The sequence below is a fragment of the Clostridia bacterium genome (assembly GCA_012840125.1).
Classification (GTDB): Bacteria; Bacillota; DULZ01; order DULZ01; family DULZ01; genus DULZ01.
The window spans coordinates 1-25690 of the sequence record DULZ01000083.1 but is presented as its reverse complement, the minus strand read 5'-3'; the positions used below and the strand labels follow the sequence as shown (position 1 = coordinate 25690).

At 51.1% G+C, this 25690-nt stretch carries 30 protein-coding genes; all 30 read right to left on the bottom strand.

What is annotated here, in order from left to right; translation table 11 throughout:
* Nucleotides 1-3: 3 nt before the first annotated feature.
* The 30 genes from amaP to GXX34_09490 all read right to left on the bottom strand — a co-directional run bounded on the left by amaP (nucleotide 4) and on the right by GXX34_09490 (nucleotide 25586).
* Entirely contained in the window at nucleotides 4-540 is a 537-nt protein-coding gene (gene amaP / locus GXX34_09635) for an alkaline shock response membrane anchor protein AmaP (GenBank protein HHW07770.1), read from the bottom strand.
* A gap of 21 nt (nucleotides 541-561) precedes the next feature.
* The gene (locus GXX34_09630; protein ID HHW07769.1) at nucleotides 562-966 is read right to left on the bottom strand and encodes an Asp23/Gls24 family envelope stress response protein; all 405 of its coding nucleotides are present in this window, start codon (nucleotides 964-966) and stop codon (nucleotides 562-564) included.
* A gap of 111 nt (nucleotides 967-1077) precedes the next feature.
* On the bottom strand, nucleotides 1078-2421 hold the full coding sequence (gene accC, locus GXX34_09625) for an acetyl-CoA carboxylase biotin carboxylase subunit (protein HHW07768.1): 1344 nt from the start codon (nucleotides 2419-2421) through the stop codon (nucleotides 1078-1080).
* A 4-nt stretch (nucleotides 2422-2425) separates the two neighbouring features.
* Nucleotides 2426-4261: an acetyl-CoA carboxylase biotin carboxyl carrier protein gene (gene accB, locus GXX34_09620; protein ID HHW07767.1), complete on the bottom strand. Its 1836-nt coding sequence runs from the start codon at nucleotides 4259-4261 to the stop codon at nucleotides 2426-2428.
* A 129-nt stretch (nucleotides 4262-4390) separates the two neighbouring features.
* Complete coding sequence (locus tag GXX34_09615; protein ID HHW07766.1) at nucleotides 4391-4975, bottom strand: SpoIIIAH-like family protein; 585 nt, start codon at nucleotides 4973-4975, stop codon at nucleotides 4391-4393.
* A gap of 8 nt (nucleotides 4976-4983) precedes the next feature.
* Nucleotides 4984-5574 carry a hypothetical protein gene (locus GXX34_09610; GenBank protein ID HHW07765.1) on the bottom strand — a complete coding sequence of 197 codons (591 nt, stop codon included), beginning with the start codon at nucleotides 5572-5574 and terminating at the stop codon, nucleotides 4984-4986.
* A 13-nt stretch (nucleotides 5575-5587) separates the two neighbouring features.
* Nucleotides 5588-6217 (bottom strand): stage III sporulation protein AF, encoded by a 630-nt coding sequence (gene spoIIIAF, locus GXX34_09605; protein HHW07764.1) that lies wholly within the window; start codon nucleotides 6215-6217, stop codon nucleotides 5588-5590.
* 5 nt (nucleotides 6218-6222) lie between these two features.
* A complete protein-coding gene (gene spoIIIAE / locus GXX34_09600) occupies nucleotides 6223-7407 on the bottom strand; it encodes a stage III sporulation protein AE (protein ID HHW07763.1) in 1185 nt (394 codons plus the stop codon).
* 12 nt (nucleotides 7408-7419) lie between these two features.
* Complete coding sequence (gene spoIIIAD / locus GXX34_09595; protein HHW07762.1) at nucleotides 7420-7809, bottom strand: stage III sporulation protein AD; 390 nt, start codon at nucleotides 7807-7809, stop codon at nucleotides 7420-7422.
* A gap of 17 nt (nucleotides 7810-7826) precedes the next feature.
* Entirely contained in the window at nucleotides 7827-8036 is a 210-nt protein-coding gene (gene spoIIIAC / locus GXX34_09590) for a stage III sporulation protein AC (GenBank protein HHW07761.1), read from the bottom strand.
* Between the two features lie 11 nt (nucleotides 8037-8047).
* Nucleotides 8048-8563, bottom strand: a complete 516-nt coding sequence (gene spoIIIAB / locus GXX34_09585) for a stage III sporulation protein AB (GenBank protein HHW07760.1) — start codon at nucleotides 8561-8563, stop codon at nucleotides 8048-8050.
* A 23-nt stretch (nucleotides 8564-8586) separates the two neighbouring features.
* Complete coding sequence (gene spoIIIAA / locus GXX34_09580; protein HHW07759.1) at nucleotides 8587-9591, bottom strand: stage III sporulation protein AA; 1005 nt, start codon at nucleotides 9589-9591, stop codon at nucleotides 8587-8589.
* 114 nt (nucleotides 9592-9705) lie between these two features.
* Entirely contained in the window at nucleotides 9706-10158 is a 453-nt protein-coding gene (locus GXX34_09575) for an AraC family transcriptional regulator (GenBank protein ID HHW07758.1), read from the bottom strand.
* A gap of 57 nt (nucleotides 10159-10215) precedes the next feature.
* Complete coding sequence (gene efp, locus GXX34_09570; protein ID HHW07757.1) at nucleotides 10216-10773, bottom strand: elongation factor P; 558 nt, start codon at nucleotides 10771-10773, stop codon at nucleotides 10216-10218.
* 32 nt (nucleotides 10774-10805) lie between these two features.
* Nucleotides 10806-11882: an aminopeptidase P family protein gene (locus GXX34_09565; GenBank protein HHW07756.1), complete on the bottom strand. Its 1077-nt coding sequence runs from the start codon at nucleotides 11880-11882 to the stop codon at nucleotides 10806-10808.
* On the bottom strand, nucleotides 11872-12351 hold the full coding sequence (aroQ, locus tag GXX34_09560; GenBank protein ID HHW07755.1) for a type II 3-dehydroquinate dehydratase: 480 nt from the start codon (nucleotides 12349-12351) through the stop codon (nucleotides 11872-11874). Before aroQ ends, GXX34_09565 begins: the two co-directional genes overlap by 11 nt.
* 72 nt (nucleotides 12352-12423) lie before the next feature.
* Complete coding sequence (locus GXX34_09555) at nucleotides 12424-13761, bottom strand: TldD/PmbA family protein (GenBank protein ID HHW07754.1); 1338 nt, start codon at nucleotides 13759-13761, stop codon at nucleotides 12424-12426.
* 12 nt (nucleotides 13762-13773) lie between these two features.
* The gene (locus GXX34_09550) at nucleotides 13774-15159 is read right to left on the bottom strand and encodes a TldD/PmbA family protein (GenBank protein ID HHW07753.1); all 1386 of its coding nucleotides are present in this window, start codon (nucleotides 15157-15159) and stop codon (nucleotides 13774-13776) included.
* Between the two features lie 115 nt (nucleotides 15160-15274).
* The gene (locus GXX34_09545; protein ID HHW07752.1) at nucleotides 15275-16036 is read right to left on the bottom strand and encodes a hypothetical protein; all 762 of its coding nucleotides are present in this window, start codon (nucleotides 16034-16036) and stop codon (nucleotides 15275-15277) included.
* Between the two features lie 35 nt (nucleotides 16037-16071).
* Complete coding sequence (locus tag GXX34_09540) at nucleotides 16072-16782, bottom strand: type II secretion system protein M (protein HHW07751.1); 711 nt, start codon at nucleotides 16780-16782, stop codon at nucleotides 16072-16074.
* Between the two features lie 19 nt (nucleotides 16783-16801).
* Nucleotides 16802-17338, bottom strand: coding sequence for a hypothetical protein (locus tag GXX34_09535; protein ID HHW07750.1), 537 nt, complete (start codon nucleotides 17336-17338; stop codon nucleotides 16802-16804).
* Entirely contained in the window at nucleotides 17339-18301 is a 963-nt protein-coding gene (locus GXX34_09530; GenBank protein ID HHW07749.1) for a pilus assembly protein PilM, read from the bottom strand.
* Nucleotides 18302-18313: 12 nt separating this feature from the next.
* Nucleotides 18314-19414 (bottom strand): hypothetical protein, encoded by a 1101-nt coding sequence (locus tag GXX34_09525; GenBank protein ID HHW07748.1) that lies wholly within the window; start codon nucleotides 19412-19414, stop codon nucleotides 18314-18316.
* A 40-nt stretch (nucleotides 19415-19454) separates the two neighbouring features.
* A complete protein-coding gene (locus tag GXX34_09520; GenBank protein ID HHW07747.1) occupies nucleotides 19455-19985 on the bottom strand; it encodes a hypothetical protein in 531 nt (176 codons plus the stop codon).
* Nucleotides 19963-20310 carry a hypothetical protein gene (locus GXX34_09515; GenBank protein HHW07746.1) on the bottom strand — a complete coding sequence of 116 codons (348 nt, stop codon included), beginning with the start codon at nucleotides 20308-20310 and terminating at the stop codon, nucleotides 19963-19965. Before GXX34_09515 ends, GXX34_09520 begins: the two co-directional genes overlap by 23 nt.
* Nucleotides 20311-20353: 43 nt before the next feature.
* Nucleotides 20354-20779: a hypothetical protein gene (locus tag GXX34_09510; protein ID HHW07745.1), complete on the bottom strand. Its 426-nt coding sequence runs from the start codon at nucleotides 20777-20779 to the stop codon at nucleotides 20354-20356.
* A gap of 104 nt (nucleotides 20780-20883) precedes the next feature.
* Nucleotides 20884-22086, bottom strand: coding sequence for a type II secretion system F family protein (locus GXX34_09505; protein ID HHW07744.1), 1203 nt, complete (start codon nucleotides 22084-22086; stop codon nucleotides 20884-20886).
* Between the two features lie 252 nt (nucleotides 22087-22338).
* Nucleotides 22339-23796 carry a hypothetical protein gene (locus GXX34_09500; GenBank protein ID HHW07743.1) on the bottom strand — a complete coding sequence of 486 codons (1458 nt, stop codon included), beginning with the start codon at nucleotides 23794-23796 and terminating at the stop codon, nucleotides 22339-22341.
* Nucleotide 23797: 1 nt separating this feature from the next.
* Complete coding sequence (locus GXX34_09495; GenBank protein HHW07742.1) at nucleotides 23798-24331, bottom strand: prepilin-type N-terminal cleavage/methylation domain-containing protein; 534 nt, start codon at nucleotides 24329-24331, stop codon at nucleotides 23798-23800.
* A gap of 10 nt (nucleotides 24332-24341) precedes the next feature.
* On the bottom strand, nucleotides 24342-25586 hold the full coding sequence (locus tag GXX34_09490) for a carboxypeptidase regulatory-like domain-containing protein (GenBank protein ID HHW07741.1): 1245 nt from the start codon (nucleotides 25584-25586) through the stop codon (nucleotides 24342-24344).
* Nucleotides 25587-25690: the final 104 nt, after the last annotated feature.

The window sequence follows — 25690 nt, the reverse complement described above, 5'->3', positions numbered from 1 at the left end:
CGATTACTCAACCCTGGCCCGGGGCTCTGGGGGAGCGTCTTCTACTAATACCCTGACTTCCAGCAGCTTCATGCCTGTATAAGTTTCCAGGTATTCTTGAATGGCAGACTGTATTTGGGCAGTAGTCTGAGGGATGTTCATTTCAGGCGCCAACTGCACCTTGACGAATACCGCTATTCCCTCGGAGTTGCACTTAATGCGCGGCCTGACTTGAGACACCCCGGACATGTTGTGCAAGGCTTTTTTTACCATGTTTTCCAAAGCACTGATGGTAATGTGGACTTCGCCTAACCCTGTCTGTTGTACCCTTGCTTGCGTCATGGGGGGAGCACCGAAACTGCTGAATAATAACCTTACAGCGACGAGAAAAACGACAGCTGCAACGGCTGCTATTATCCAGCGAGTTTGTTCCTGAGCCAAAAGTGCCTGAAACTCGTCAAGAGGCTGGTGCCAGCCTAAAGCCACCAACAAGACTAATAATGCCAGGACAGCAAATAACAGGCTGTAAATGCTCACCAGTACTCGCTGGTAAGGTTTCATCAGAGCGCAACTCCTTTCAGCTTACCTCACTCGCTGTTCCTCTTCTGCCGGTTCCGGCTGGGGAAAATTGACACCTTGGACATGCACATTTACCTCTACTACTTTCAGGCCGGTCATGCCTTCGACGGCCTGCCTCACCCTTTGTTGAATGTTCAACGCCACGTCCGGAATGCGCACGCCGAACTCAACCACCACATAAATATCCACGGCTGCTTCTTTTTCCCCTACTTCTACTTTGACCCCTTTGGAGAGATTTTTCCGGCCCAGCATTTCCGCGATGCCGCCGGCAATTCCGCCGCTCATCCCCGCTACGCCGTCCACTTCCGTTGCAGCCAGACCGGCAATAATGGCTACCACTTCATCAGCAATCTTAACTGAACCTTTTCCTTCAGGTTTAGTTTCTACCATTTTTTCCGAATTTGTCATGATTAAACCCCCACTTTCATTATTTATCTTGATTAAACTACCCATAGTATACCAAAAAGTGGACTGCATTGACAACGGCAGTCCACTCTTTGTAAGCAAATCCAGACTAGATCATGTAAGAATCCTGCGCTGGATAAAGTTAGTGTATACTTCTCCTTTACGATAAAAAGCATTTTGAAGTACCATTTGATGAAAAGGAATGGTGGTTTTCACACCTTCTATCACCAGTTCCCCCAGGGCGCGCTCCATGCGAGCGATGGCCGCCTGGCGATTTTCGCCCCACACAATGAGCTTTCCGATTAAGGAATCATAGTATGGGGGGATCCGGTATCCCTGGTATAGACAGGTATCAAACCTAACCCCAAAGCCTCCAGGCACCACCAATCCGGTCACTACCCCGGGAGAAGGCCGGAATCCTTTCTGAGGATCCTCCGCGTTAATCCTGCATTCGATGGCGTGGCCTTTGATAGTGACCTCTTCCTGATTGAAAGCCAAAGGGATACCCGCTGCAATTTTGATCTGTTCTTTGACCAGGTCAATCCCGGTTACCATCTCCGTTACCGGGTGCTCCACTTGCAGCCGGGTGTTCATTTCCATAAAATAAAAATTGTTGTCCCGGTCCAGCAAAAACTCTATGGTACCGATATTGCGATACCCGACGGAGCGGGCGGCCGTAACGGCTGCTTCCCCCATTTTTCGCCTGGTTTCCTCGTCCAAAGATATGGAGGGAGCTTCTTCTAAGATCTTCTGGTGCCGCCGCTGCATGGAACAATCCCGTTCACCTAAATGGAGAATGCTGCCGTGATGATCGGCGACAATTTGCACTTCAATATGGCGCGGTTCTTCAATGTATTTTTCCAAGTAAACGCTGCTGTCACCAAATGCGGCTTCTGCTTCATTGCTGGCGACCTGCAAGGCTTTCTTCAAGTCCGTTTCATTGTGGGCCACCCGCATGCCGCGTCCTCCCCCTCCCTGGGAAGCCTTCACAATCACCGGATAGCCGATTTCAGCCGCCAGTTGCACTGCTTCCTGCGGGTCCCGCAAAATGCCGGAAGAACCGGGGACCACCGGTACACCGGCGTTTTTCATGGTTTCCCTGGCTTTAGCCTTGGCTCCCATGGTACGCATGACCTCGGGGGGAGGGCCGATAAAGATTAGATCTGAAGCTTTACACATGTCGGCAAAATAAGGGTTTTCCGACAGGAAACCATATCCGGGATGAATGGCATCAGCGTTGGTAATCTTGGCAGCGCTAATAATGTTGTTGATGTTCAGGTAGCTATGGGTGGAAGGAGGAGCACCGATGCACACTGTTTCGTCGGCCAGCCGCACATGCAAGGAATCCCGGTCAGCTTCGGAATAGACGGCCACGGTCTTGATGCCCAGATCCTGACAAGCCCTGATAATACGGACGGCCACTTCTCCCCGGTTGGCGATTAAGACTTTTTTGAACATACCTCTACTCCTCTGCGATCACAAAAAGTTCTTGACCATATTCCACCGGCTGCCCGTTTTCCACTTTTATTTCTACAATGCGGCCGGCAATATCCGCTTCAATTTCATTCATCAATTTCATGGCCTCGATAATGCACACCGTTTGCCCTTTGGTCACCAGACTGCCCACTTCCACAAAAGGTTCTGCGTCCGGAGCCGGAGCCCGGTAAAAAGTACCCACCATCGGTGCTTTCAAGACATGGTGTTTACGGCTTGCATTGCTGTCTTGTTTTTCCAATGGTTTCTTCGTCTCTTCCATCCCGGCGACTTCCGGACCGGCTGGTGCAGTAGCCGCTTGGCTGGTTCTCTTGATCTGGAGCTTGAGGCCGTCAGTTTCCAAATTGAATTCCGAGAAACCTGATTGGTTCAAAGATTTGATGAGTTCCTGGATTTCTTTTAGTTCCATTTTAGTCTGACCTCCTTGCTGCTTGACCTGGTTACGGGCGCCGTTATCATTTCCTGTCAACCGGCCCGCCTTCCTGTCCTCAAAAAACTTTTTCGCTACTTGGGGAAACAGGCAGTAGGATAATAGGTCCTCTTCCGAAGTGATATATGCCTCAATTTCCTGTCTTGCTTTTTCCAGCATGGGTGCCAAGCAATCTGCCGGGCGCTTTTCACAGACGGGCTCGTCTCCGATGATCAATCGGCGGATGTTTTCATCGATAGGAGCAGGAGGTTTCCCATAAGCTCCCTTCACATAAGCTTTAACTTCACCGGGCACTAATTTGTATCTTTGCCCGGTAAGTACATTGAGCACCGCCTGGGTTCCCACGATTTGGCTGGTGGGAGTTACCAGCGGCGGGTAACCTAATTCCGCCCTGACCCGCGGTATTTCCGCCAGCACCTCACCTAAGCGATGGAGCGCCTTTTGTTCTTTCAACTGGGAAACGAGGTTGGAAATCATTCCTCCCGGCACTTGGTGCTCAAAGACCTGCATGTCGGAAATACGGGTGACACCCCGTTCAAATCCTAATTCTTTCCGCAACTCATCAAAATACTGGGCAATCTCGAACAGCTGGGCCAGGTTCAACCCGGTATCATAGGGAGTACCCTGCAGGGCCCTGACCACTGTCTCCACCGGGGGTTGAGAAGAACCAAAGGCCAGCGGCACCGAAGCCGTATCGACCACATCCACTCCCGCCTTGGCCGCCTCCAGATAAGCGCCTACAGCCAAACCCCCAACATAGTGGCTGTGCAGCTGGATGGGAACGCGGACTTTTTGCTTTAACAAACTGACTAGTTCATAGGCCACATGAGGAGACAGCAAACCCGCCATGTCTTTGATGCAGATGGAATCCACGCCCATTTGTTCCAAGTGTAAAGCTGTATCCACATAGTGTTCCAATGTATGCACCGGGCTGATGGTATACACCACCGTCCCCTGCGCGTGGGCCCCGGCTTGTTTGGCAGCTTCAATAGGTACTTCCATGTTTCTCAAATCATTTAAGGCATCAAAAATCCTAATAATGTCTATGCCGTTATCAACCGCTTTCCGGATAAAAGCCTTAACCACATCATCGGGATAATGCTGGTAGCCCACTAGGGATTGACCCCGCAGCAGCATTTGCAGTTTGGTCTTTTTGATCCTCTGGCGCAAGATGCGCAGCCGTTCCCAAGGATCTTCTCCCAAGTAACGCATACAGACGTCAAAGGTGGCCCCTCCCCATACCTCCAGGGAGTGGTAGCCGACCTCATCCAGTTTTTCCAGGATGGGCAGCATATCTTCAGTGCGCATTCTGGTAGCCCACAGACTCTGGTGACCGTCACGCAATGTAGTGTCGGTAAGTTTCAATGGTTGCATCCAATGACCTCCCTAAAAAAACCCTGGCGACCCAGGGGAACCACTCATGATCGTTATTGTACATTATAATTGTGGCCGGGAGGCCCTGCAACCGTTTGGCCGCATGTATACATAATTCTAGCGGCCTGGTCATCTTTTAGCAAAAATAGTCACTTTAGATAAAGGTACGCCGGTGGTTTTGGTGACCAAGTCAGCAATCCTGGCTGCATCTTCCTCGGTAAAGTCAGCATCGCGGACTACTACGGTCACATGTTCCGGCTGTACCACTGCCACCGCATCGGCATATCCTTTGGCCATGATCAAGGTTTCCAATGACAGTTCCTGGTTGATGGCATTAGTGATTTCCAGCAGTTTGTATTGCACTTCTTGCTTTACTTCACTGGCCGCATCCGTCGAATTCAGCATCGACTGCAATAATTCTATTTCCTGAGCCCGGCGGCGGTCCCTATTTAAACGATATTCCGTGAAGAAGGCGTCCCCCTCAGTTTCTTCCTCACCGGTGATTTCACCGGGAGTACTCCCGGAAACTGCACCGGTGCTGGTGCCGGCGATCAACCCAGCGGGTATATCTGCTGCTTCCACGACCGTTTCGCCGTCCGGCCTGTGGCCCTGATTGGTGGCAGTTTCACCGTTATTTATGCCAAGGTAGATGAAACATAGAGCCAACAAACTTAAGGCCAGTATCACGGTCCTGCGTGAAGTAATAATGGTCATTCCTTACATCACCTTACCTCTCTCGCCAGAACTTGAATACGGTGAGGTTCTAAGCCCAGGGCCACTTGCACCGCCTGTAGCAGTTGAGTTTTGACCCTGGCATCCCGTGCCCCGTCCGCCACTACCAATACCCCCTGTATTCTCGGGCTGTTTTCCTGTACTACCACCGGTTTTTCTTCCGCTTGATATCCCCTGATCAATACATATTCGTCTGAGGAGTTGTCCTCAGTGGTTAACCGCACCCCTCCGGCTTGATCTTTTTCATCAATGACCCTTTTGTTGACACTGGCATTGATAGCATATTCGTAGCGGGTACCGGTGGCCAGGAAAACGGACACATCCACTGCTCCTGCTCCCGCAATTTGCGACAGGATGTGCTCTAAACGTTGCTCCAGCATTTTCTCGGTACGGCTGATTTCCGTTTCAGGAAAATGAACCTCCGGCGGCGTCGCTACCTGGGGGTCTTTAGGAGGTTGAACTAAGTAATTTAGAGCGAACAGCAGCAAGCCCAAGCATAGGGCCAGGAGCAGCAGCCCGGTGGAGTATTTCTGCTTTCCTCCTAATAATTCCCAAAGGGATTTGGTTTGATTCTCCGGCATTGTACCACCTCCGTTATGTATCTGTAGATTGGCCTACCAAAATGTCGATCCTGTCCCGGTCCAAGCCTAAATAGGCGCTGACACCATTCATGATTTTTGCTTTGAGCTTTTCCAACTCCGCGTCAGCTTTGACCTCCACCGGCGGTGGATGTTCCGTATTGACAATGACCGGTTCAACTTCTTTGACCAAGAGCGCCTTTTCCTGACCATCGTCATTACCAGGCTGCAGGTAGATGGTGACCCGGCTCACCACCGGTCCTTGTTCCGGCACGTTTTCCAGGGTCAATTCCGCCTGCACCCGGTCTATTCCAAGATTGAGATAAATCATGGCTTCCAACTGCTGTTCCAGGCGATCTTTTGCCGCTTGCAAGGCAGCTATTTCTGTGGCGGTTTGAAGTTCCATACCTGTTTGGATGATTTTCCCGGTCTCTACTTCCGGTGGTTCCCTGATAGAAAAATGCACCGGTCCCGGCCAGTTGAACAGTTGTAACAATGGCTGTAAAATGGTCAGCATCACGAACAGCCCTACCACAAAACGGATATGGCGGGTAAAGGTGTTCTTGGGCAGCAGCATGTCGAGAAAAGTGGCCAGTAACAGCAGCAGGACCAGATGATAGACAATCTCCTTAAGCAGATCGATCATTGTTCTCACCTAAGCAGAACACTGTAATTTCCCAGCCCGGCGATGATGGTTACCACCATGAAAAACATTAATCCCACCGTGGCCACCGCACCGAAAACCGAAAACAGCACGCCGGCCAAGCTTTCCAACATATTGGAGATGCTGCCCCCGCTGAAAGGCTGGATAATCGCCGCAGCCAGGCGGTAAATGAGTGCCATGGATAAGATCTTTACTGCCGGCAGCAAGCAGAGGCAGGTGATGACGGCTACCCCGATTAAGCTCACGGCGTTCTTTAATAATAATGAAGTGCCGATCATGGCCTCGAGGGCGTCGGAAAATGCTTTCCCCACCACCGGGACAAAGCTTCCCGTCAAGAACTTGGCCGTGCGCAGGGCTACGCCGTCAGCCACCGCTCCGGCCACTCCCTGGATGGACAGGATGCCGATGAAGATGGTCAGGAACAACCCCAGCAGTCCTAAGCTGATGTCCTTAAACAGTTTCGCCAGCTGCGTTACTTGGAATTGTTCGGAAATTTGATTGGCAATCGTCAGCACCGCTGCCAAATACATAAGGGGGAAGATGATATTCACCGTCATACTGCTGATAATACTAAGAGCCGTGAGAATCACCGGGTGGATGATGGAAGCTGTGGATAAGCTGCCCACACTGGCCATCAGAGTGACCAGTACCGGCAACAGCGCGTAAACAAACTGAACCATTTGCTCAATGGCCGTCTTGCCGGCGCTGGTTACCCGGTGGAAAGAAACCAGCGCCAGAGAAATCAAGGCCAGGAAGATAACCGCGTTGGCCAGTTTACTGATGGTGGCGTTTTCAAAAGCCGTTTGCATGTTTTGCAGGACGGCAGCAAGTACCGCCAGCACGATCAATTGACCCAGCAACATGGAATTGGCCAGCAGTTCACGGAACAAAAACTGCACCATTCCTTGAGTGATGCCGGCCACGCTTAGATCGACGTTTCCTTCTCTAAGCTTGTTAAACAATTGGGTTAGACTGAGCTCAGGTATAGCCCGGGACAGTTCTCGATCTATTTCCAATAAAAAGCCCTCTAGCTCCTCCAGTTGTCCTTGCAAGGAAGGGTTGTCCGCCATCGCGGCAGCCCCTTCGGCAATACCCGGAGCCGGTAAGGGTAGGGCCAAGAGTAACACCAGGCCGAGGATGCATGGGGAGATGATTTTAGCTGTTCTCTTCATGTTCTTCCCACCTTAGGGTAATAAGAGAATGATGGTTTCCAATACCGCTGCCAAGATGGGCATTGCCAGTACCAGGATCAGTATTTTAGCGGCAAACTCAATTCTTGAGGCAATGGCTGTTTCACCGGCATCCCGGCAAACTTGTGCGCCAAATTCAGCCACATACGCAATGCCAATAATCTTCAAAATGGTGGTTAAATAAAGCTGGTTGACTCGCGCTTTCACCGCCAAGTGGTCCAGTACTCCCAGCACGTAAGCAATATCATCCAACAGGGTAATGAAGATGATGACGCCCACCAGCAGGCTGATGAGCATGGCGTTGACCGGGGAATTAGTCTGTCTCAAAAAGATAGCAAGGATGGCTGCAATCATGCCGATACCGACAATTTGCATGATATTCATGTTAAGGTCACCCCTGTTTAATACAAGCTGAACACCCGCTCCACCGCTTGAAATAATTCGAGAATTTGGGGGATAGCCATGGTCAAAACAACCGCCAACCCAGCTAACAGGATCATGTAAGCGTATTCATCCCTACCGGCTTGCTTCAGGAATGTATAAAACACGGAGATGATAATAGCAATACTGGCAATTTTAAAGATGATTCCCGCTCCCGCCAAGCTGAACATGGTTCTCCTCCTTAGAATAATAGGATAATAAGAGCAATCCCGGTTAAGACTCCCATGGTGCGGTAGATCCGTTCCGTTTTTTGCCTGGTTTCCTCCGCCTGGGCTGCCAGGACAGCCAGTTGCTCTTGCACCAGTTTGAATTTCTTTAACTGTTCCCGGCGATTGGTGGTGCCCAACCCGGCACCGAAGTCCCTCAGCACAGCCAAGTCCTTTTCCTGCAAAGCCGATTGGGAACTGAAGCCGGTAAGGCTCCGGTGCCAGGCTTCCTCTGCTGTCAGACCTTCCCCGCTGACCAGGTAGTTCAGTGTTCCTTCCCATAACTGCCTTACTGGCCGGTCACTGGTTTGGACCAGTTTGGATAGGGCTTCCGGCAATGGGGTCGCCGCGTAATTGATGTCCATTTCCAATAGAAGCAAATCGTTCCTCAGTTTTTGCAGCTGCCTGGGACGAGCGGCGATTCTTTCTCCTGCCATGATTCCTAAACCGCTGCAAGCCAGCAGGATGAGCACTGCCCCCAGCAATTTCAAGTCGCCGATACCCCCTTCTGCCGTCAGCCGGCTTGGGTCAGGTCCCCATGATAGATGTTTTCGACGGTCCCCGGTCCCAACCGGCGGCTTAGAATGACAATGCGTTCGAAAATCCTGTGTTTAATCAAATACCCCAGGTGGGGCCGGTGCTCCAGTTCATGGATGCAATGGCCATGCACGGTAGCAATGAGACTAACCCCGGCATTAAGCATCTCCATTACGGCATTGATGTCTTCCGGCCGGCCCAGTTCGTCAACGGCGATGACTTGAGGGGACATGGAACGAAGAAGAAGGATCATCCCTTCTGCCTTGGGACAGCCGTCCAGAACATCCGTCCTGGTTCCCACGTCGAGCTGGGGTACACCTTGACAGCACCCGGCGATTTCCGAGCGTTCATCTACCAGCCCCACATTAACCCCGGGCCATAGTCCCGGGATGCCGCTGGAGATCTGCCGCACCAGGTCCCTTAGCAAAGTAGTTTTCCCGGCCCGGGGCGGGGATACGATTAAAGTATGATAGATTCTATGACTTGTCTCATCGATTAATGCCTGAATGAGCCTGTCAGCAGCCCCCGGGATTTCACGGGCAACCCTGAAATTCAAACTGGATAAATGCTTCATGCCTGCTATCCTACCTTGTTCTAGAATTGCTTCCCCGGTAAAGCCTACCCGGTGTCCTCCCGGCAAAGTCAGGTATCCTTGCGACAGCTCTGTCTCCAGGGCGTAAAATGAACTCTGACTGATGAGAGCGATCACTTTTTCCATTAATTCACTTTCCAGGATAAAAGGTTTGCCGGTATAGAGGGTTACCAGTTGCCCCTGATCATTTAACCAGGCGCTGCGGCCCCCGATTTGACAAATGATGGGTTTATTAACGCGTAGCCTGATTTCTTCTAACTCCGCTAAAGCGTCATCAGACAGGTTAGCCAACCAGCTTTTTAGGGGCAAGGGGAAATAGGGCAAGATTTCACGGGCAAATCGCTCCGGTGGCCGGCGATGCCGTGCACCGGTAGTGAGGTGATGGATCATGCCTGACCCTCCCTTCCCTATTAAGATATTGTCCAAGTGGAATTTTATGCCATAGAATCAAAAACCCCCCGGTTTTCCGTCAGGCTTTCACCGAGGGGTTATGATTAGCTATGCTTAGATGTCATCATTCTTATTGTCGTCCTGCCCGTCGTCCTCATTTGACAATTCGATGCTGTCATCATTGACGAACACAACTTCATCGCAATTGGGGCAGGTTACTTCAACCACATCATCATCTTCTAAGATATTGGCGTCAAAATAAACGGTATCGTGGCATTTGGGACATTCCACTTCCACATAGGAAACATCATCGTCGTCTTCGTCTTCTTCGTAATCATCTTCTTCGTCGCCGTAGATTTCTCTTTCCAGGTCTTCTAAATCCTCATCTACACTGGATACGTAATCTTCAAGTTCTTCCTGGCTGTCCCGCAGATCGTGCAGGGCTTCTACCACATCTTCCAATACATCCACTATTTCATCGAGAATCCGTTTTACCTTGGCATCCTCCAGATCGGCGCCGTCAATTAAGCCCTCAAGATACGCGATTTTCTTGAACAGTTTTCTCACCGGGAACCCTCCTTTTTTCAAATTTCTACTTCCGTATTATTGCCTATTCCTTAAACATTATGCCCTCTGGACATATTCCCCGCTCCGCGTGTCAATCACAAGTACGTCGCCCACGTTCACAAACAACGGCACCTGCACGACGGCTCCCGTTTCCAAAACAGCGGCTTTCGTGGCGCCGGTAGCCGTGTCACCCCGGACACCGGGTTCAGTTTCAACAACTTTGAGCTCTACTGTATTCGGCAATTCCACACCGATAGATTCCCCTTTGTAGAACAAGCAATAGATGTTCATATTTTCCTTCAAAAACTTGATGGCTTCGTCTAGCTGGTCTTTATTTAGAGATATTTGCTCATAGTTTCCGGTATCCATAAAATAGTAATTGTCCCCGTCATTGTAGAGATACTGCATTTCCCGGCGCTCTACATGGGCCTTTTCGACCTTCTCGCCGGCACGGAAGGTTTTCTCCACCACGGCACCGGTACGCCTGTTTTTCAGTTTGCTACGGACGAAAGCAGCGCCTTTGCCGGGTTTCACGTGCTGGAATTCTACTACCGTATAAACCTCCCCGTCCACTTCGATGGTTAAACCAGTCCGGAAATCGTTAGTTGAAATCATGATTGAACCTCCTTCTCATCCACAACCTTGACTTAAGCAATCTCCAACAATTCTTTTGATGTATGGGTTAAGATTTCACAGCCGTCGCCGGTTACCAGGACCATATCCTCGATACGAACCCCGCCCCAGTCAGTTAAATATACTCCCGGTTCAACTGTGACAACCATACCCGGCTTTAAAGGAAGCTTATTTCCCTGTGCCAGCCGTGGATTTTCATGTACATCCAGGCCCACGCCGTGTCCCAGGCTGTGCCCGAAAAACTCCCCGTACCCTTCTTTAGCGATAACTTCCCTGGCGGCACTGTCCACGCTCTCACAGGTTTCGTTTGCCTTCACAGCTTGCAGGCCGGCCAGTTGAGCTCTTAACACCAACTGGTAGATCTCCTTTTGCTTCGACGAAGCCTGCCCGATCACCACCGTTCGGGTCATGTCAGAGCGGTAGCCCTGATAGGTAGCCCCAAAATCAAAGACGACGAAGTCTCCCGGGGCAATTCTCCTGTCGGTAGCCGTACCATGGGGTAAGGCAGCACGCGGCCCTGAGGCTACAATTGTATCAAAAGCAGGCCCTTCCGAGCCCAGGCGGCGCATCCGGTACTCGAGCTGAGCCGCCACCTCCGTTTCCGTTAACCCGGGTCTTAAGATGGACAATAAGTCATGGAAAGCCTGATCAGCTATAGAGGCCGCCTTTTTCATCAGTTCCAGTTCCGACCCGTCTTTTATTTCACGAAAAGTCTCAACAAAATTTCTCTTGCCGATCAGGGTCGCACCCGACACCTTCTCCGCCAGGCGCAGGTATTCCCCGTGGCTCACGTGTTCCTGTTCAAAGGCCAGCTTTCTCACCTGGTGCTCTTTTAATAACTGGTTTAAGGTATTATACCAATCGGCACCTTGATGCAGGACTTGGCAGCAGGCGGTTTGCTGTTTGGCCTGATCTACGTAACGACCGTCGGTCAATAGAAATGCCTGGTTGGCAGTCACCAGCAAGCAGCCGGCGGAACCGCGAAACCCGCTCAGGTAATAACGGTTAGATCCACCGGTAACAAGTATGGCGTCTAAATCTTCTTCTCTCAATAGCGCTTGAATTCTTTTGCAGCGTCGTTCATAAGGCATTTTGGTGTTCCTTCCCCGGTTCAAGTATTTGCGGTTTGATCAAGTGCAGCGCCGCAAAAAATGCGGCGATATAGCTCCCGGCACCAAATCCGCTGATCTGCCCCCGGCAAACCGGCGCAAGCACGGAACGGTGCCGGAATTCTTCTCTCTGGTATATGTTCGATAAATGCACCTCAATGACAGGAATGGGGATTGACGCTACCGCGTCGCGGAGGGCATAGCTGTAATGGGTAAAGGCGCCCGGGTTGAAAATAATGCAATCTACTTCCCCGGACCATCCTTTTTCCTGCAGCACGTCTATGAGGACGCCCTCATGATTTGATTGAAAAAAACTAATTTCCACTCCGTATTCTTTTGCCAGGGATTGCAATTGCTCATTAATCCCTGCCAGGGTGGTGGTACCATAGATACCGGGTTCCCTTTTGCCTAACAGGTTCAAATTAGGACCGTGCAAGAAAAGAAGCCTCATCACTGCCTCCCCCAGTGTTTTTCGCTAGCATTTTACCATATGTTAGCCCTTTTGGATAGAGTTTTTATGAAACTAACTGCCGCTGATAGTCATTTCTTTGATGCGAATGGTGGGGGAACCTCTTCCCACGAAAAAGGTTAAGTCGTCGGCGACACAATCCACGGATTGAAAGAGATGCATCAAATTGCCGGCAATAGCCACGCCTCGAACCGGTCTGGTTAACCGCCCGTTCTCGATCCACAAGCCGCTGGCACCGACGGAGAAGTCGCCGGAGATGGGATTGGCCGTGTGCATGCCCATCACTTCCGTCACATAGAAACCCTGCTCAATGCCGGCCAGCAGCTCTTCTTTACATACGTTACCGGGTTCGATATAAAAATTGGTGGTACCCACTTCCGGGGTGCTCTTAAAAGAACGTACGGCATTCCCTGTGGAACTTACCCCGTCTTTGGCTGCAGTATAAGTGTTGTGCAGGTATCCCTTCAGGACGCCTCTTTCCACCAGTACGGTCCTCCCGGTGCTCACACCTTCCCCGTCAAAAGGAGCTGACATCAGACCGCCCGGCAAGGCGCCGTCGTCAACAATGTTGATTAATGAGGAACAGACTGGCTGTCCCACTTTGCCGGCAAAGAGAGATTTTCCTTTTTGCACGGCATCAGCGGAAAGGGCCGGTGCCAATACTCCCAGGAAGTTGGTCGCCACATAAGGATCGAACACAACCGGTGCCTTTTGGGTTTTTATATGGCTCGCATTCAGCATCCTGACAGCTTTGGCGGCGGCTTCTTTCCCTACTTTGATCGGGTCCAGCGCCGCAATTTTCAAATCAAACTGCATGCCAAAGCCGGTTTGGGCATCTTCATCTTCTTCCGCTACTACGTAAGCATAACACCCGCAGTAGGCGCCTTGATAAGAACACAGGATTCCCTGAGAATTGGCCAGGATCACCTGGTACTGGGAATCCTGGTATGTACAATTTTCGGTAATTTTCACCCGGGGATCATATTCCCTGGCTGCTTTTTCAATGGCTAAAGCCAGGTTGATTTTGTGTTCAATACTGGTGGCAGTTATCTCCGGATCGTATAGTTCCAATTCCCTGTGATCGATGACCGGGTCCGGCAGGCGATAATGAGGATCTGGGTGGGTTTTTTCCGCGTTCTTAATGGCCTGAGTGAGGGTCGCTTCCAACGCTGCCGGAGAAAAATCCGAAGTATAAGCGTAGCCTAACCGGTGGTCTACGAGGACCCTGATGCCCAGGCCATGTTCCTCGGCATTTTTTAATGCTTCCACTTGACCGTTGGCTACTTCGATGGTCAATTCTTTTCCTTTCGAGATATACACTTCAGCCTGGTGGGCCCCGCTGGCTGCTGCTTTTTCCACCAATTCTTTCGCCAGGATCTGGTATTTGTCCATCTAATTCCCTCCTTAGTCTAATAAGCCGCCGATGGTCAGTTGTGGAATACGGATGGTTGGTTGAGCGTCTGATACGGGTACTCCCTGGCCGTCCTTGCCACACGTGCCAATAGCAAATCCGTGGTCATTTCCCACCATATCAATCATTTGTAATACTCGCGGCCCATTGCCGGTTAAAGTAGCTCCCCTGACCGGTTCGGTGATTTTCCCGTTCTCAATCAAATAGCCTTCGGTCACATCGAAAACAAAGTCACCATTGGTGGTATTGACTTGACCGCCACCCATTTTCTTCACGTAGAAACCTTTTTGCACGGATCGAATGATTTCTTCCGGATCCGAATTGCCGGGGGCGATAAACGTATTAGTCATCCGTACAATGGGACGATCCCGGAAAGATTCCCGTCTGCCGTTACCGGTGGACGTTTTCCCTTCCTTTTTGGCCGTTAAATAGTCGTACATATAGCCTTTCAGGATCCCGTTTTCAATGAGAACGGTCCGCTGGGCCGGATTGCCCTCATCGTCAAACGCAAAAGAACCATACTTATTCGGCAAAGTGGCGTCATCAATAACGGTCACCAGCTCGGAGGCAACTTTTTGCCCTATTTTACCTCTATAGACTGATAGCTGTTTTTGTACCAGGTCTGCTTCCAAACCATGACCGCAGGCTTCATGGATCATGGTGCCGCCTGCTTCTCCGGACATCACCACCATCATTTGACCCGCCGGAGCAGGTTTGGCTCTTAGCATCAACAAAGCCCTCTGGGCGGCTTTTTTCGCCAATTCCACCGGGGATACTTCATCAAAGAGTTCGAAACCGACATGTCCCCCAATTGCTTCATAACCGGTCTGGATCAAACCGTTCTCGGCCGCTACCACGTTAACGACAAAGCGCGTGCGAATCCGCCGGTCTTCCACATACCTGCCCAGGCTGTTAGCAATCCACACATCCTGGATTACGTCTCCGTACGCCACGGCTACTTGGATAACCCGTTCATCCAGAGCCCGGGCAGCTTCATTGGCTGCTTCCACCAGCCGCACTTTTTCATCGATGCTGACCCCGGTGGGCAGCTGCCTGACCTCAAAAGCAACGGGAGGCTCAGCTTTTTTCAACTCAATTTTAACGCTTCCGGCAGCTCCCTTAGCCGCTTTCGCCACCACTCTCGCTACCTCTAACAGCCCTTCCAAAGACAAATCATTTGTATATCCATAAGCTGTATTTTCGCCGACTATGACCCGAATCCCGGCTCCCAGCTCGATACCGGAGATAATCTTCTCAATCCGGTTGTCTTCACAGCTGATGCCGGTGTTGGTCTTCCTCTCCATGAACAGTTCGGCAAAATCCCCACCTTCCCCTAGGGCGGTGGCTAGAATTGTTTCCAACTGCTGTTTCTCCAGCATCTGCATCACCCCTTTTTTCCTTGATCCCTAGTATTATTCATGCTGGATGAATATATTCCTTCTGGGTGATGGGCTCTCCTTTAAATTCTTTAGCGTCAGTGGCGCCTGAAACGGGTCAATAAACCAGGAGATCAGCCACCGCAGCCCAGAGCCGGTCATAATCGCCCCGGCCGGCATCCTCCCAGCGGACCAGGAGAGTTAGCCGGTGAAATCCTGTTACATTGACGATGAATTTTTGAGGATACTGGGACGGCCTGATGATTTCCGACTGGTGAATGAGCAGGTCATCCCCGTAGATCTCGCAGATAAAACTCCCACGACTGTTCCGGGTCTCGTCGTCTACACCCAAGAAGCCCTCCAACCAGGTGTACTTGCCGCCCAGTTCCACTACGGCTTCCGCGTAGTGGGCAGGTTTTTCCTCTTCCTTCCCGTTGGGAGGCGGTGCCACCAGTTCTACCACCAAGCCATGCCCAAATTGCCTGGAAGCAATGGTAATCGGCCTGCTCTTTAACTGAAAGAAAGGCCCGACATTGCGCAAGACAGGAAGTTCTTCCACGTAAACGTAAGGTACCCGGTTACTGCAATCACTTCTTAACAGGAAATGGTTGTTGATGTATACAATATTCTCATTTGGATCCCATTCCACCCTGCAGTTCAATGCCTCTGCCAATGCCCGGACAGGAACCATCAAATGCCCTTCCTCGACTTGAAAAGGAGTTACCGGCAGGTCCACCGTCCTCCCGTTTACCACCAGCCTGATATTTTGATAGATAGCTTTGATTTGCCCAATCCCGGCCTCCTGCCCGGGAAAAGCGGCCACACCTGTGACTAGGAGAAATAGCAGCGCAAAGCAAACAGTCTTTATGTACTTTCCCATTGTCTCACCCTTACCTCGGCGAAATACCCGAAATTCTACCTGACCGGAAACGTATAAGGTGCCAAGGGCCACCGGTAGGCACCGTCCTGTTCTGGGGCAGCAGGTTCTTGCACAGTTTCACTGCTCGTCTCATCCATCGTATCATCCGGGTCCTCACCCGGCTCAAGTTGAGCAAAGCTTTGGTAGGGCTCGTACCGGAAGCCCGGTTCTTCAGGGAACCTTTCCCTGTCCGCTACATCAAAATGTTGAACTGTAAGGCGAGCCGTAACCCTTCCTGGGCTTTCGTCCTCTGCCCGGTTGAATGTTAATTCTCTAAAGCTGATACCCGGCACTCCTGCCAGCTCTCGCACTAAATCAACGATGGCCTGGTAGCTGCCTTCCAGTTCAACGGACACGTGGCTAACAAGGAAATTGCCGTCATGACGGAGAGCACGGGTCTCCATGCCCGACAAAGCCACTCTGCCTGCCGCCAACCTGCCCAGCTCATAAAGTAAAAAGCCGGAAGGGGAAGTCAATTGATGTTTAATGGCCTTTATTTCCTCCTCTGTATCTGCGATAATGCTTTCCTTCCCGGCTATCGTGGCAGACAATCGGGACAGGTTTTCCTGCAGACCGAGGGTTTCTGCCTCTAAGTGCTGCCGTTGGTGATACTGGGGCAGCAACAACCCGAAAAAAATCTTGTACCAAAAAACAAAAGCCGATAACCCAACGGCAAGGGCTACAAGCTTTTTTTCTCTTCCTGACAAGCTGTACATGGCGTCACCATTATGGCTCCCGGTTGAATCTCAAATCAATGGTAAAGATGCTGACTCCCGTCTCCCGGTTCACATCCAGCTGGGCAAGGGTTACTTCTCGGAAGAGGGCCTGCCTTGACAAAGCTCCAACCCATAGGCTGATTTCTTCCAGGCTGCTGGCTTCTCCCGACAAGGTTGCCCAGTCTTCTTCCGTTACTTGCAGTTTCAGAAGGCGCATGGACGTGGGCACCTGCTCAAGGATGAAGGCCACGACGGCAGCCTGCTCCTGTTCCCTTTGCCATAAAGCTTCCAATGCATTCTTTTCTTCAATGATCCTGTCTAATGCATCATTTAACTGGGCTAAAGTCTCTTCCGCCTGCTGGTGCTCCATTTGGAGCCTATGCCAGGCGGCCTCGTCCACGGGCTTGGCACTGATCTTGTAGAACAAGAAACCGTTGGAACCGGCGAAAAGGCCGGCGTACAGGATCAGCAGGACCAGCCATAAAGACTTTTGCTCCCGGTTGATATGATGCACCCGGATCTCTTCCGGCAGCAGGTTAATGGACATCTAATCCCGCACTCCTTTCAAGGCGAGCCCCATGGCCACCGCATAACTGGGATCGGGATACCGGTCCAGCCGCAAACCCCTGCCGGGCAGGCCGGGTATGACCTGGATACCTAGATCCATGTGCAGCATTTGCAGGCTCAAGGGGGAAAGAGCCCTACCGCTGGCAATAATGCCTGTGACCTGCCGCCTCCGTTCCGCTTGAAAAAAGTCCAAGGTCTTTTTGATCTCCAACAGCAGTTTGGAGTGTGGCGGCGCCGCCGTTCCTCCCGGCACCCGGTCGTGTTCACCGGGGCCAGAAAACGAATACGGTAGGGAACGAGTGAGTGTCAGCATACCTTCATCGATGACCGCCAGTTGGCTGCAGCAATTGCCCAGGTCCAATAACACCACCGGCTTCCGGCCATCAATGGTCTCTCCCTTTCCCAGCAGGGCTCTTTTCAAAGCCAAAGGAACCACGTCAATGGCTTGCAGTTGAAAACCTGCTTCTACAAACAACCGGTAATATGCCATCACCTTTTCTCGTTCCATGGCGGCAATCATTACGCTGATGTCTTTCTGCTCATCGCCGGGTGCGGGTTCCTCTGCCACCAGGTAATCGTAAGTAAAGGCGGACAAATCCCCGTCCAGGATTTGACTGATTTCCCACACTACAGCTTTGTGCAGGTCCGCCCTGGGCATCTGCGGAAACTTAAGGTTTCTGATGATAACCTGGTGAGACGGCAGCGCTGTAACCACCGGTTTCTTGTGCCAGCGGTTTTCCGCTACGATCCTTCTCATAAACTCTGCCAGGAGCCGGTGACCGGCCTGGCAGCCTGTTTCCACCACCGGATCAGGAAAAGGAAAGTTGAATGCTTTTACGCGGTAGCCCGGCCTTCCATGGTCTATTTCTATGATGCGAATCCCGTCCTCTTCCCAGGCCAGGCCTAAAGGCAGCCGTTCCCGCGTAAGAAACCTTTTCCACAAATATCTTCACCTCTACTTCATCAGCATGATTTCTTGCCATTTATTTACCTGTAAAAGCATCTGCGGCTGTTTGACGAGATGTGCACCGGGGAAAGGATAATAGGACAGCGTCACCTGTCCCGGTCCAATGGAGATGCGAGGCGCCACCAGGCTGCCCGCCAGCTTCCTGCTCAGGGTACCTCCTTCGATTTGAATCTCTTCTGCTGCCAGGAAGATCCCGGCACAGTCAGTAACCCAGGGGGACACGACGATCCTTTCAGCCGCCAGAACCAGCGTATCCAGCTCCGGGTTTTCTGGGATCAAATTGCAATGAACAAATAATGTGCCCGGCACAACCACGGCCACGGATCCTTGATAATTCGAAACCGGGTTTTGTCCCACCAGGGTTAAATCGCCGCCGGCGATGTAAAAGCCGGAACTTAGTTCGCCCAGGTCTAAGACCGGCTCTTCCACGGGAAAACGAGGTTGTTGATAATACCAGTGCAGGTCCGGCGGCAGGGACCCGGCAGGCAGTATCACAGGTACGCCAGCATATCCCTCCACTCCGCTGACCTCTTTGGCGCTGATCAGGGTGCCTTCCACCTGAGCGTCAGGGTACACCGTAATCGCTCCGGTAGCCGCCATGGCTCCCTTAAAGCGGCCGCCGGCCAGGCGCACCGAACCTTCTACAGTCAAAAGGGCATCCAATTCCCCATGCGCCAGAGCAAAGTCGCCGAAATGAACCGCGTCACCCTCCACCATAACCATCGCACCCGGTCGCAAGTCTAAGGAATTAGTTTCTATTACATGAGTGAAAGGTACAGGTACCTTCTCCAACTGCACCCTGATTCTCCGGCCCACCCCCAGTACTTCTCCTTGTGATTCAATAGTGACCAGGTTACCCTCGTGGGTAACGGTGACAGTCTTAATGACACCTCTTCCCAGGGGATAGTTCCGGTAACCTTGCTGCCAGGCCGGATCCCTTTCCAACATGTGAAGGGCCATTTGCACCCCTGCTTCAGCCAGGTAAAGGGCTTCCAGAGCCAGCTTGTGGTTCCCGCTAAGCTTTACTTCTGTTCCTGCCAGTTCTAGGGTGGCCAGTCCAATGACCAGCACTAAAATGACCAGCATCACCGTGGGAAAAAGGATAAAACCCCGGCTATCCACAAGGATTTCATTTCCACCGCCAAGCATCGGAGCTATCAACCCTTAAAGCTATCGTTGACGACAACCGGTAGACTCGTCCAAGCTTGTCCATACCTTCTATCAAAATGGTTACTTGGGTGCTGTGACTGGGAGGGTAACGGTTGTAACGGAATCTCAAGTCCGTAATGCCTCCCGCCACCGGGTTATGGGCCTGGAACCTGGTGTCGGCTTTCTTTTTCACAGCCCACCGCAGGTCCTCGCCGCTCAAGTAATACCAGATAGTCTCTTGTTGGCTGTTCACCAGCAGCAAGTTGTGTTCATCCAACCTGACATTCGCGGCCGTTTCCACCAACCCGGTGCAGTGCCGCAGGTCCCAGGCAATAGCCTCCAGGGCGATGCGGAGATTCTGTTGATGATTGGTTCGTGTTTCTATGGCTTGGTACGACTTGATACCGGTGTAAAGGAACCCATAAAAGGGTATGAGCAGCACCAGCAGTAAACCGGTACTGAGGACTACCTCTATGGCGGTAACACCTTTACTGGAAAGAAGCCGTTTCATATAGCTTTCGCCTGGCCTTTAATGTGGTAAACGAAATTACTTGACCGGGTCGACCGGTATCACGCAATTCTACCGTGACTCGGTCAAGGAATACACCGCTATGGGGTTGGACCATAATCCTGTATTCGTACCGCGGCCATGCGGGATGGGTGACAAATCCTCCGGTAGCGGCCGGTGTTGCCGAGGGATCCAGGATGGTTTCCAAAATACCCTGCATGAGATGAAGAGACTGGGTTTCTTCCCCGGCGGCGATACATGCCTGGAATGAATGAACAAACATGGAAACAAAGGGTGCCGCCACCAACCATAGTATGAAAACCGCCACCACGACTTCGATGAAGGAAAAGCCGTCTTCCTTTCGCCTTACGTCACTGTCCCTTCCCCATCTCCACCCTGATGCGGCCGGTGGAGGGCATAATATACACATAACACCTTTCCCCGTAATCGTTTTTTAGCACAATCCTGCCCCCGCCCCCGGGCGCTCCGGAAAGGGTGAAAGTAAACGGTCTCTGCTGGAGTTCCACTTCCGCAAATCGGATACCGGGCGGCAGCGTGCGGTAGACGATGATTTTGGTACCATCCCGGACCATGTAAAAATTATCCGGTAAAGAAAACCAGATATGTACCACAGTAGCCTTACCGTAAATGGATTGCTGCCTCACCCACCGCAAATCCGCAGCCAACTGCATACCCGTACTTTGTAGTCGGTACCTGGCCAGCGGTTTATGCAGGTTAGGCACGGCCATGGTTAAGATAATGCCTAAGATGGCTATGGTGGTGATAACTTCTAACAAAGTAAACCCTCTTGGTTTTCCTTTCTTCATGGTCCTCACGGTATAAAGAATCCTATTCCAGGCAAACCTGATTGGTATTGAACGTTGATGGGTCCGGCAGCGGCTCATAGAGAACCAATCAGGGTAAACAGCGGTAACAACAGGGCGATGACGACAAAACTGACGAAACCGCCCAGGCACAACATCAAAGCAGGCTCCAGCAAGACGGTAACCCGCTCCAAGGTCCGGTGGCATTCCGTCTCATACATTTGGCCCAACTTGAACAAGAACTCGGGTAATTGTCCTGACTCTTCCCCGGCAACAACCACCGCCACCAGCTGCGGAGGAAAAAGCCCCATTTTGGCCAGGGAGCTTCCTAAACTCCTGCCTTCCTGCAAATCAGTTACGATTAAAGACAATCTTGCTTGGGCCCGTTGATTGCCGAGGGTCTTCTGCACCACGGTGACGGCCTGCAAGATAGGTACACCGCTCCTCAACAAGGCACTGAGCATCCTACAAAACCTGGCAGACAGCATTTTGACCGTCAAATCCCTAATCAATGGGAATTCAAGCAGCAACTTGTCCCGCCAACCCTTCCCCGCCGGCGACTTTGAGATATAATAGGTGCAGCCCAGCAGCAGCCCTAAGACCAGAGCCAAAAAGAATCCGCCGTCGGCCAGCTTCCGTGCCGTAGTCAAGATCAACTGCGTGATGAGAGGTATTTCCGCCCCCATGTTCTCCAGAATGTGTGCAAAATTGGGTATGACTGCGATAAACAAGAATACCAGTGCTAATAGGGCCAGCACCAGCACCAAGCAGGGATACAGCAATGCAGACTTGACTTTTTCCAACAAATGAGTCTCTCTCTCATAAAGCTCTGCCAGCCAGTATAAAACCTCCACTAGGATTCCACCGAGTTCCCCGGCCTCTACCATGCTGGTCAACAGGGGAGGAAACACATGGGGATGCTTCTTTAAAGCGCCGGCCAGGGAACTTCCTTCCTTTAAGTCTTGCTGTACGGCTGTTAAAGCCTGCCCATATTCCTGGGAAAGCTGTTCTTTTACTAACTCTAAACAAGTCAGCACGGGTAATCCTGCTTCCAACATCGCTCCCGTTTGGTGTGCAAAAACGGCAAGGTGCTGTGTTTTCTTTGTAATGGCAAATTTTAAGGTCGGCCTGTTTTGGAAAATTGCCCTTTCTCTAATCTCGAGGGGAAACAATCCCTGCTGCCTGAGTTCCTGGGCTCCTTGCAGTCGACTGCTGGCGGTAAGGCTTCCTTCCACCAATTGCCCCTTCTTGTCGCGAGCCCGGTAATAGAAAACAGCCATGAGAGGTATCCTCTTTCCTCCCCGATATCCTAAAATCCAGTATTTCTGCCTCTGAAAATTAACAATTCTCTCTAAGTTTGTTGTTTCCTGCCAAAATATTTCACTTTTTGCCGTCAGGAAACGACAGGATCTGTCAAAAAAGACACCCCGGGCAACGGGGTGCTGTTTTCACGTGTAAAGGGAGCGCCGGCATCATCACGACTGTTCCCGCCGGCGGCCGCATTCAGGGGTAAAGATAACGCAGCCGGTTCATTACCGGTCCTCGGGAGGATCTACAATCCATTCCTTAATCTCCCACCCGGTGTTTAAAGGCTCAGGGAAATTGGGAGGTGCTGTGGTCAACATCCTCGGATCATGAGCATAATCCTTGTAATACCCCGTTTTTTTACCCATCCAATCGGTTTCACCGACCGGCTTTCTAGTGTGCTGGACAAGGGACCCCCTTAAAATGATGTTTTCTTTTTTATATTTCGTATAGCTTTCGTAACCGAAGCCTTCATTGATGGAGAAAAGGGCTGCGTGAATGGTGATGTTATTTGGAGCCACATCGGCTTTAACCCCGTCAAACCAATCTTCGCCTAAAATCCTGATCTTGTTATTGGCCACCAAACCCAGCATATCATCCCCGTCAGCCTCATAACCGGTAACTTCCTTACCTGATTTCACCTGTCTAAAGACAGTGTTTTTATAAACAATCCCCTGAGTCGCGGCATTAGGTACCGGATCGGGTTTTTTGGTGACCGTTTTATTGCCCTGCTTAACATTTTTCTCCCATTGGTTTTCCAAAGGATCGTATCCTAGAATGTAAATGTCGTTTGCCGCCCCCACCGTCAAGTTACCGGAAAGCTCACCGGCAATAAACAAGTTGCCGGAGGTGGCGGCAAACTTACCGTCATTGCCGCCGTCCACATAGATTACACCGTTTTCCGGCAAGGGCAGGTTCCTTTTTTCTTGTTCTTGGTAGGTTTTTCTACCGCGTCCATCGGTAATCTCTTCGTAGTATTTCACATGGTATCTATCCCCATCAAGAAGGATCCTGGTCCGACCGAAATAATAGTGACCCCTTTCCAGAGCTCTTTCCTTTAATTGATAATTATTGTTGGGCAGTTTAATCTCCGGAACCATTCTATAACCGGCCCTAAAAATCTTCTTGGCATTGTTACCAACTCCGATAACGTCCTTGGAATAAGTGACAGGCCCGTAAAAGGTCGGTGTCCCGCTTATGTTAAGGATATTATTAGTGTGGTATGGACCATAACACACCTCTCCCGTTTTCCAGTAAATGTTTGGGCCGTCATCATGAGAAAAATAGGCGTACTCGTTAAATGCTCTCCGCCCGATTTTTGCCCGGATAGTTCTCTTGTTGCCCTCGTCGCCGGCAACCCATCCTGTGGCCTGAATTACCCTGGTCAAGGAGCTTTCATCAAATTCTACCTGCTCTAATTGGTAGTAGCCGTCTTCAAAAGGTACGGGTACATTCCATTTGTCCCAGGGCACATTAATCCGCCTGTTCAAATGGCCCAGGTAATCATTGATGCCGGCCTCCGCATAGTGCAGGGCACCAGTCCTATGGATTTCTTTTTCCTCCAAGCCGGCTTGCGTATCTACCATGAAAAGAGCACTGAACCCTAGAATAGTAAAAACGGCAATCATGACTACTACGAGAGGCAACACCATGCCATCCTCATTTTGCCAAAGGAGTTTGAACATATTAATCCTCCTTTTCCAGCAAACCGTTTCTCACGGTGAACTCCGCCGTGATTTCCATAAGTTTTCCGGCTTTCCTACCGCCGCTATAATCGATTCTCAGGTGCACGAAAACAGTCTTTTCATTTCTTTGGAAAGGCCTATCACCGGGTTGCACCACCAGGTCAAGGATCTTCCCCGGTTGATCGGTAAAACCATGTCCATCATGCACCTGCCGCCACAGTGCATTCTGTCTCACCTGGTAACGGATGCACCCCTGTCCTTCAGGCCCCAATAACAGTTCCGTGCCGGATTGATTAATAGCTACCCCGATGAGCTGGTCCTCAAGGGGTCTGGCATTCCTGATGTCATTGCCCAGCATGGACAAGGCCCGTTTTACCTCCTGCTGTCGTTGGGTTTCCCCTTCCACCCAATCGAAGGTCCGGAGAATAAAGCTGAAAAGATTAACGACGCCTATTAGGATGATTGATAAAAGAGCCAGGACAATGAGTAGCTCCACCAGGGTCAACCCGCGCCGGTTTTCAAAATACCCCTTCATGGTAGACACCTCATCGGAGATTAGACGGGATCATGGGAATCAACAGTCTAGCATCTTCTGGGAGCCTGGCACCATCAGGGAAGTAGTAAGCGCCTTTGGCGATTAGATTTTCCTCATTGCTGGGATCGCCTAAGAATAGTCCTTCCACGAAATGAACTTCCCCGTAAACACGTTCCGGGTTACCGCCGGGAATGAGGCTGCCGGGAATACCAAGCCCGTCGGGAACGAACAAGCTTAACTCCCCTTGTTTGTTTGCATTCTTATCCTCTAAATGGACCCACCCGTTAAACACATGCAACTCAGCTGCTACTCGCATATGAGCCTGAGTGTAGAAATTGCGCTCCCAATACATGGCGGATGCGGTAAAGACGAAGCTGTTATCATTGTTTAACTTAATGGTGTCTTGAGGATTTCCACTTTTCCAAACAACCTTTGCCAAGTCACCTGCATCAGTTGTCGCTCGAGCCTTGTCTTCCTTGATATTGCTAGTGACTACATGACTGTTGCCGTTAAGCCACTGCACAAGCCCGGTCGCATCCTGGACATCATCACCGGAAGGAGTAGGCGGGATAGGGAGCAAATAGGCAATTAAAGCCAAGCGCTCACCGGGGCCGGCAAAAGTGCCGTTCCATGCAGTTTCTTCCTTTTGCCCGGTTACCCAAAAAAACTCATTTCCTTCCGCGTCGTGATAACCTTGGACATGGCGCAGGCTGAGCCCATACGCTCCCGTTTCACCGGGCCCTAGAGGCCATAAGGGTTCCGCAATTGACAATACGGGAGAGCGAACCTCCATCCTCTGTACATAAGGATAAAAAGGACTGCGGATTTCCAGGTGACTCTCCTCGTCATAGGCTGCTTCAATTAGGTTCTTTGTACCGGCATCCCGGACGGTGAGATCCAAGTAACACGGGTATTCCACCAGAACTCTTCTTTTCGCCCATCGTTCAACAGGGTCTTCTGTATTATGCTTTACGTCCAGTTCAAATGACCGATCTCCGGGCATAACCATCATGGAACCGGGAGCCTCTACAGTAACCTTATAATTACCTGTCTCATTACCATTCAAAAAGAACAAAGCGGCACCGCGGTTGTTGGTACTGGTCCAGGTTTTCTTGGGCCCGTCAATGGCAACCTTGACCCCGGCGACAGGTACCTTTTCACCCATATTTGCAGGCCAACCCCGGAACGCACAAATCCTGATTCCCCAGCCCGGAGAAGCTTCCTGGTAGATGGACCTGGAGATGATAGTCTCCATGGTCTCCGTTATCGTTCTTTTATTATTAAGAGCGCTGGCGGAGACACGGATCTGGACATATTTCGCATCCCAAAACGGGACCTCACCGTCGTCTTCCGTACAAT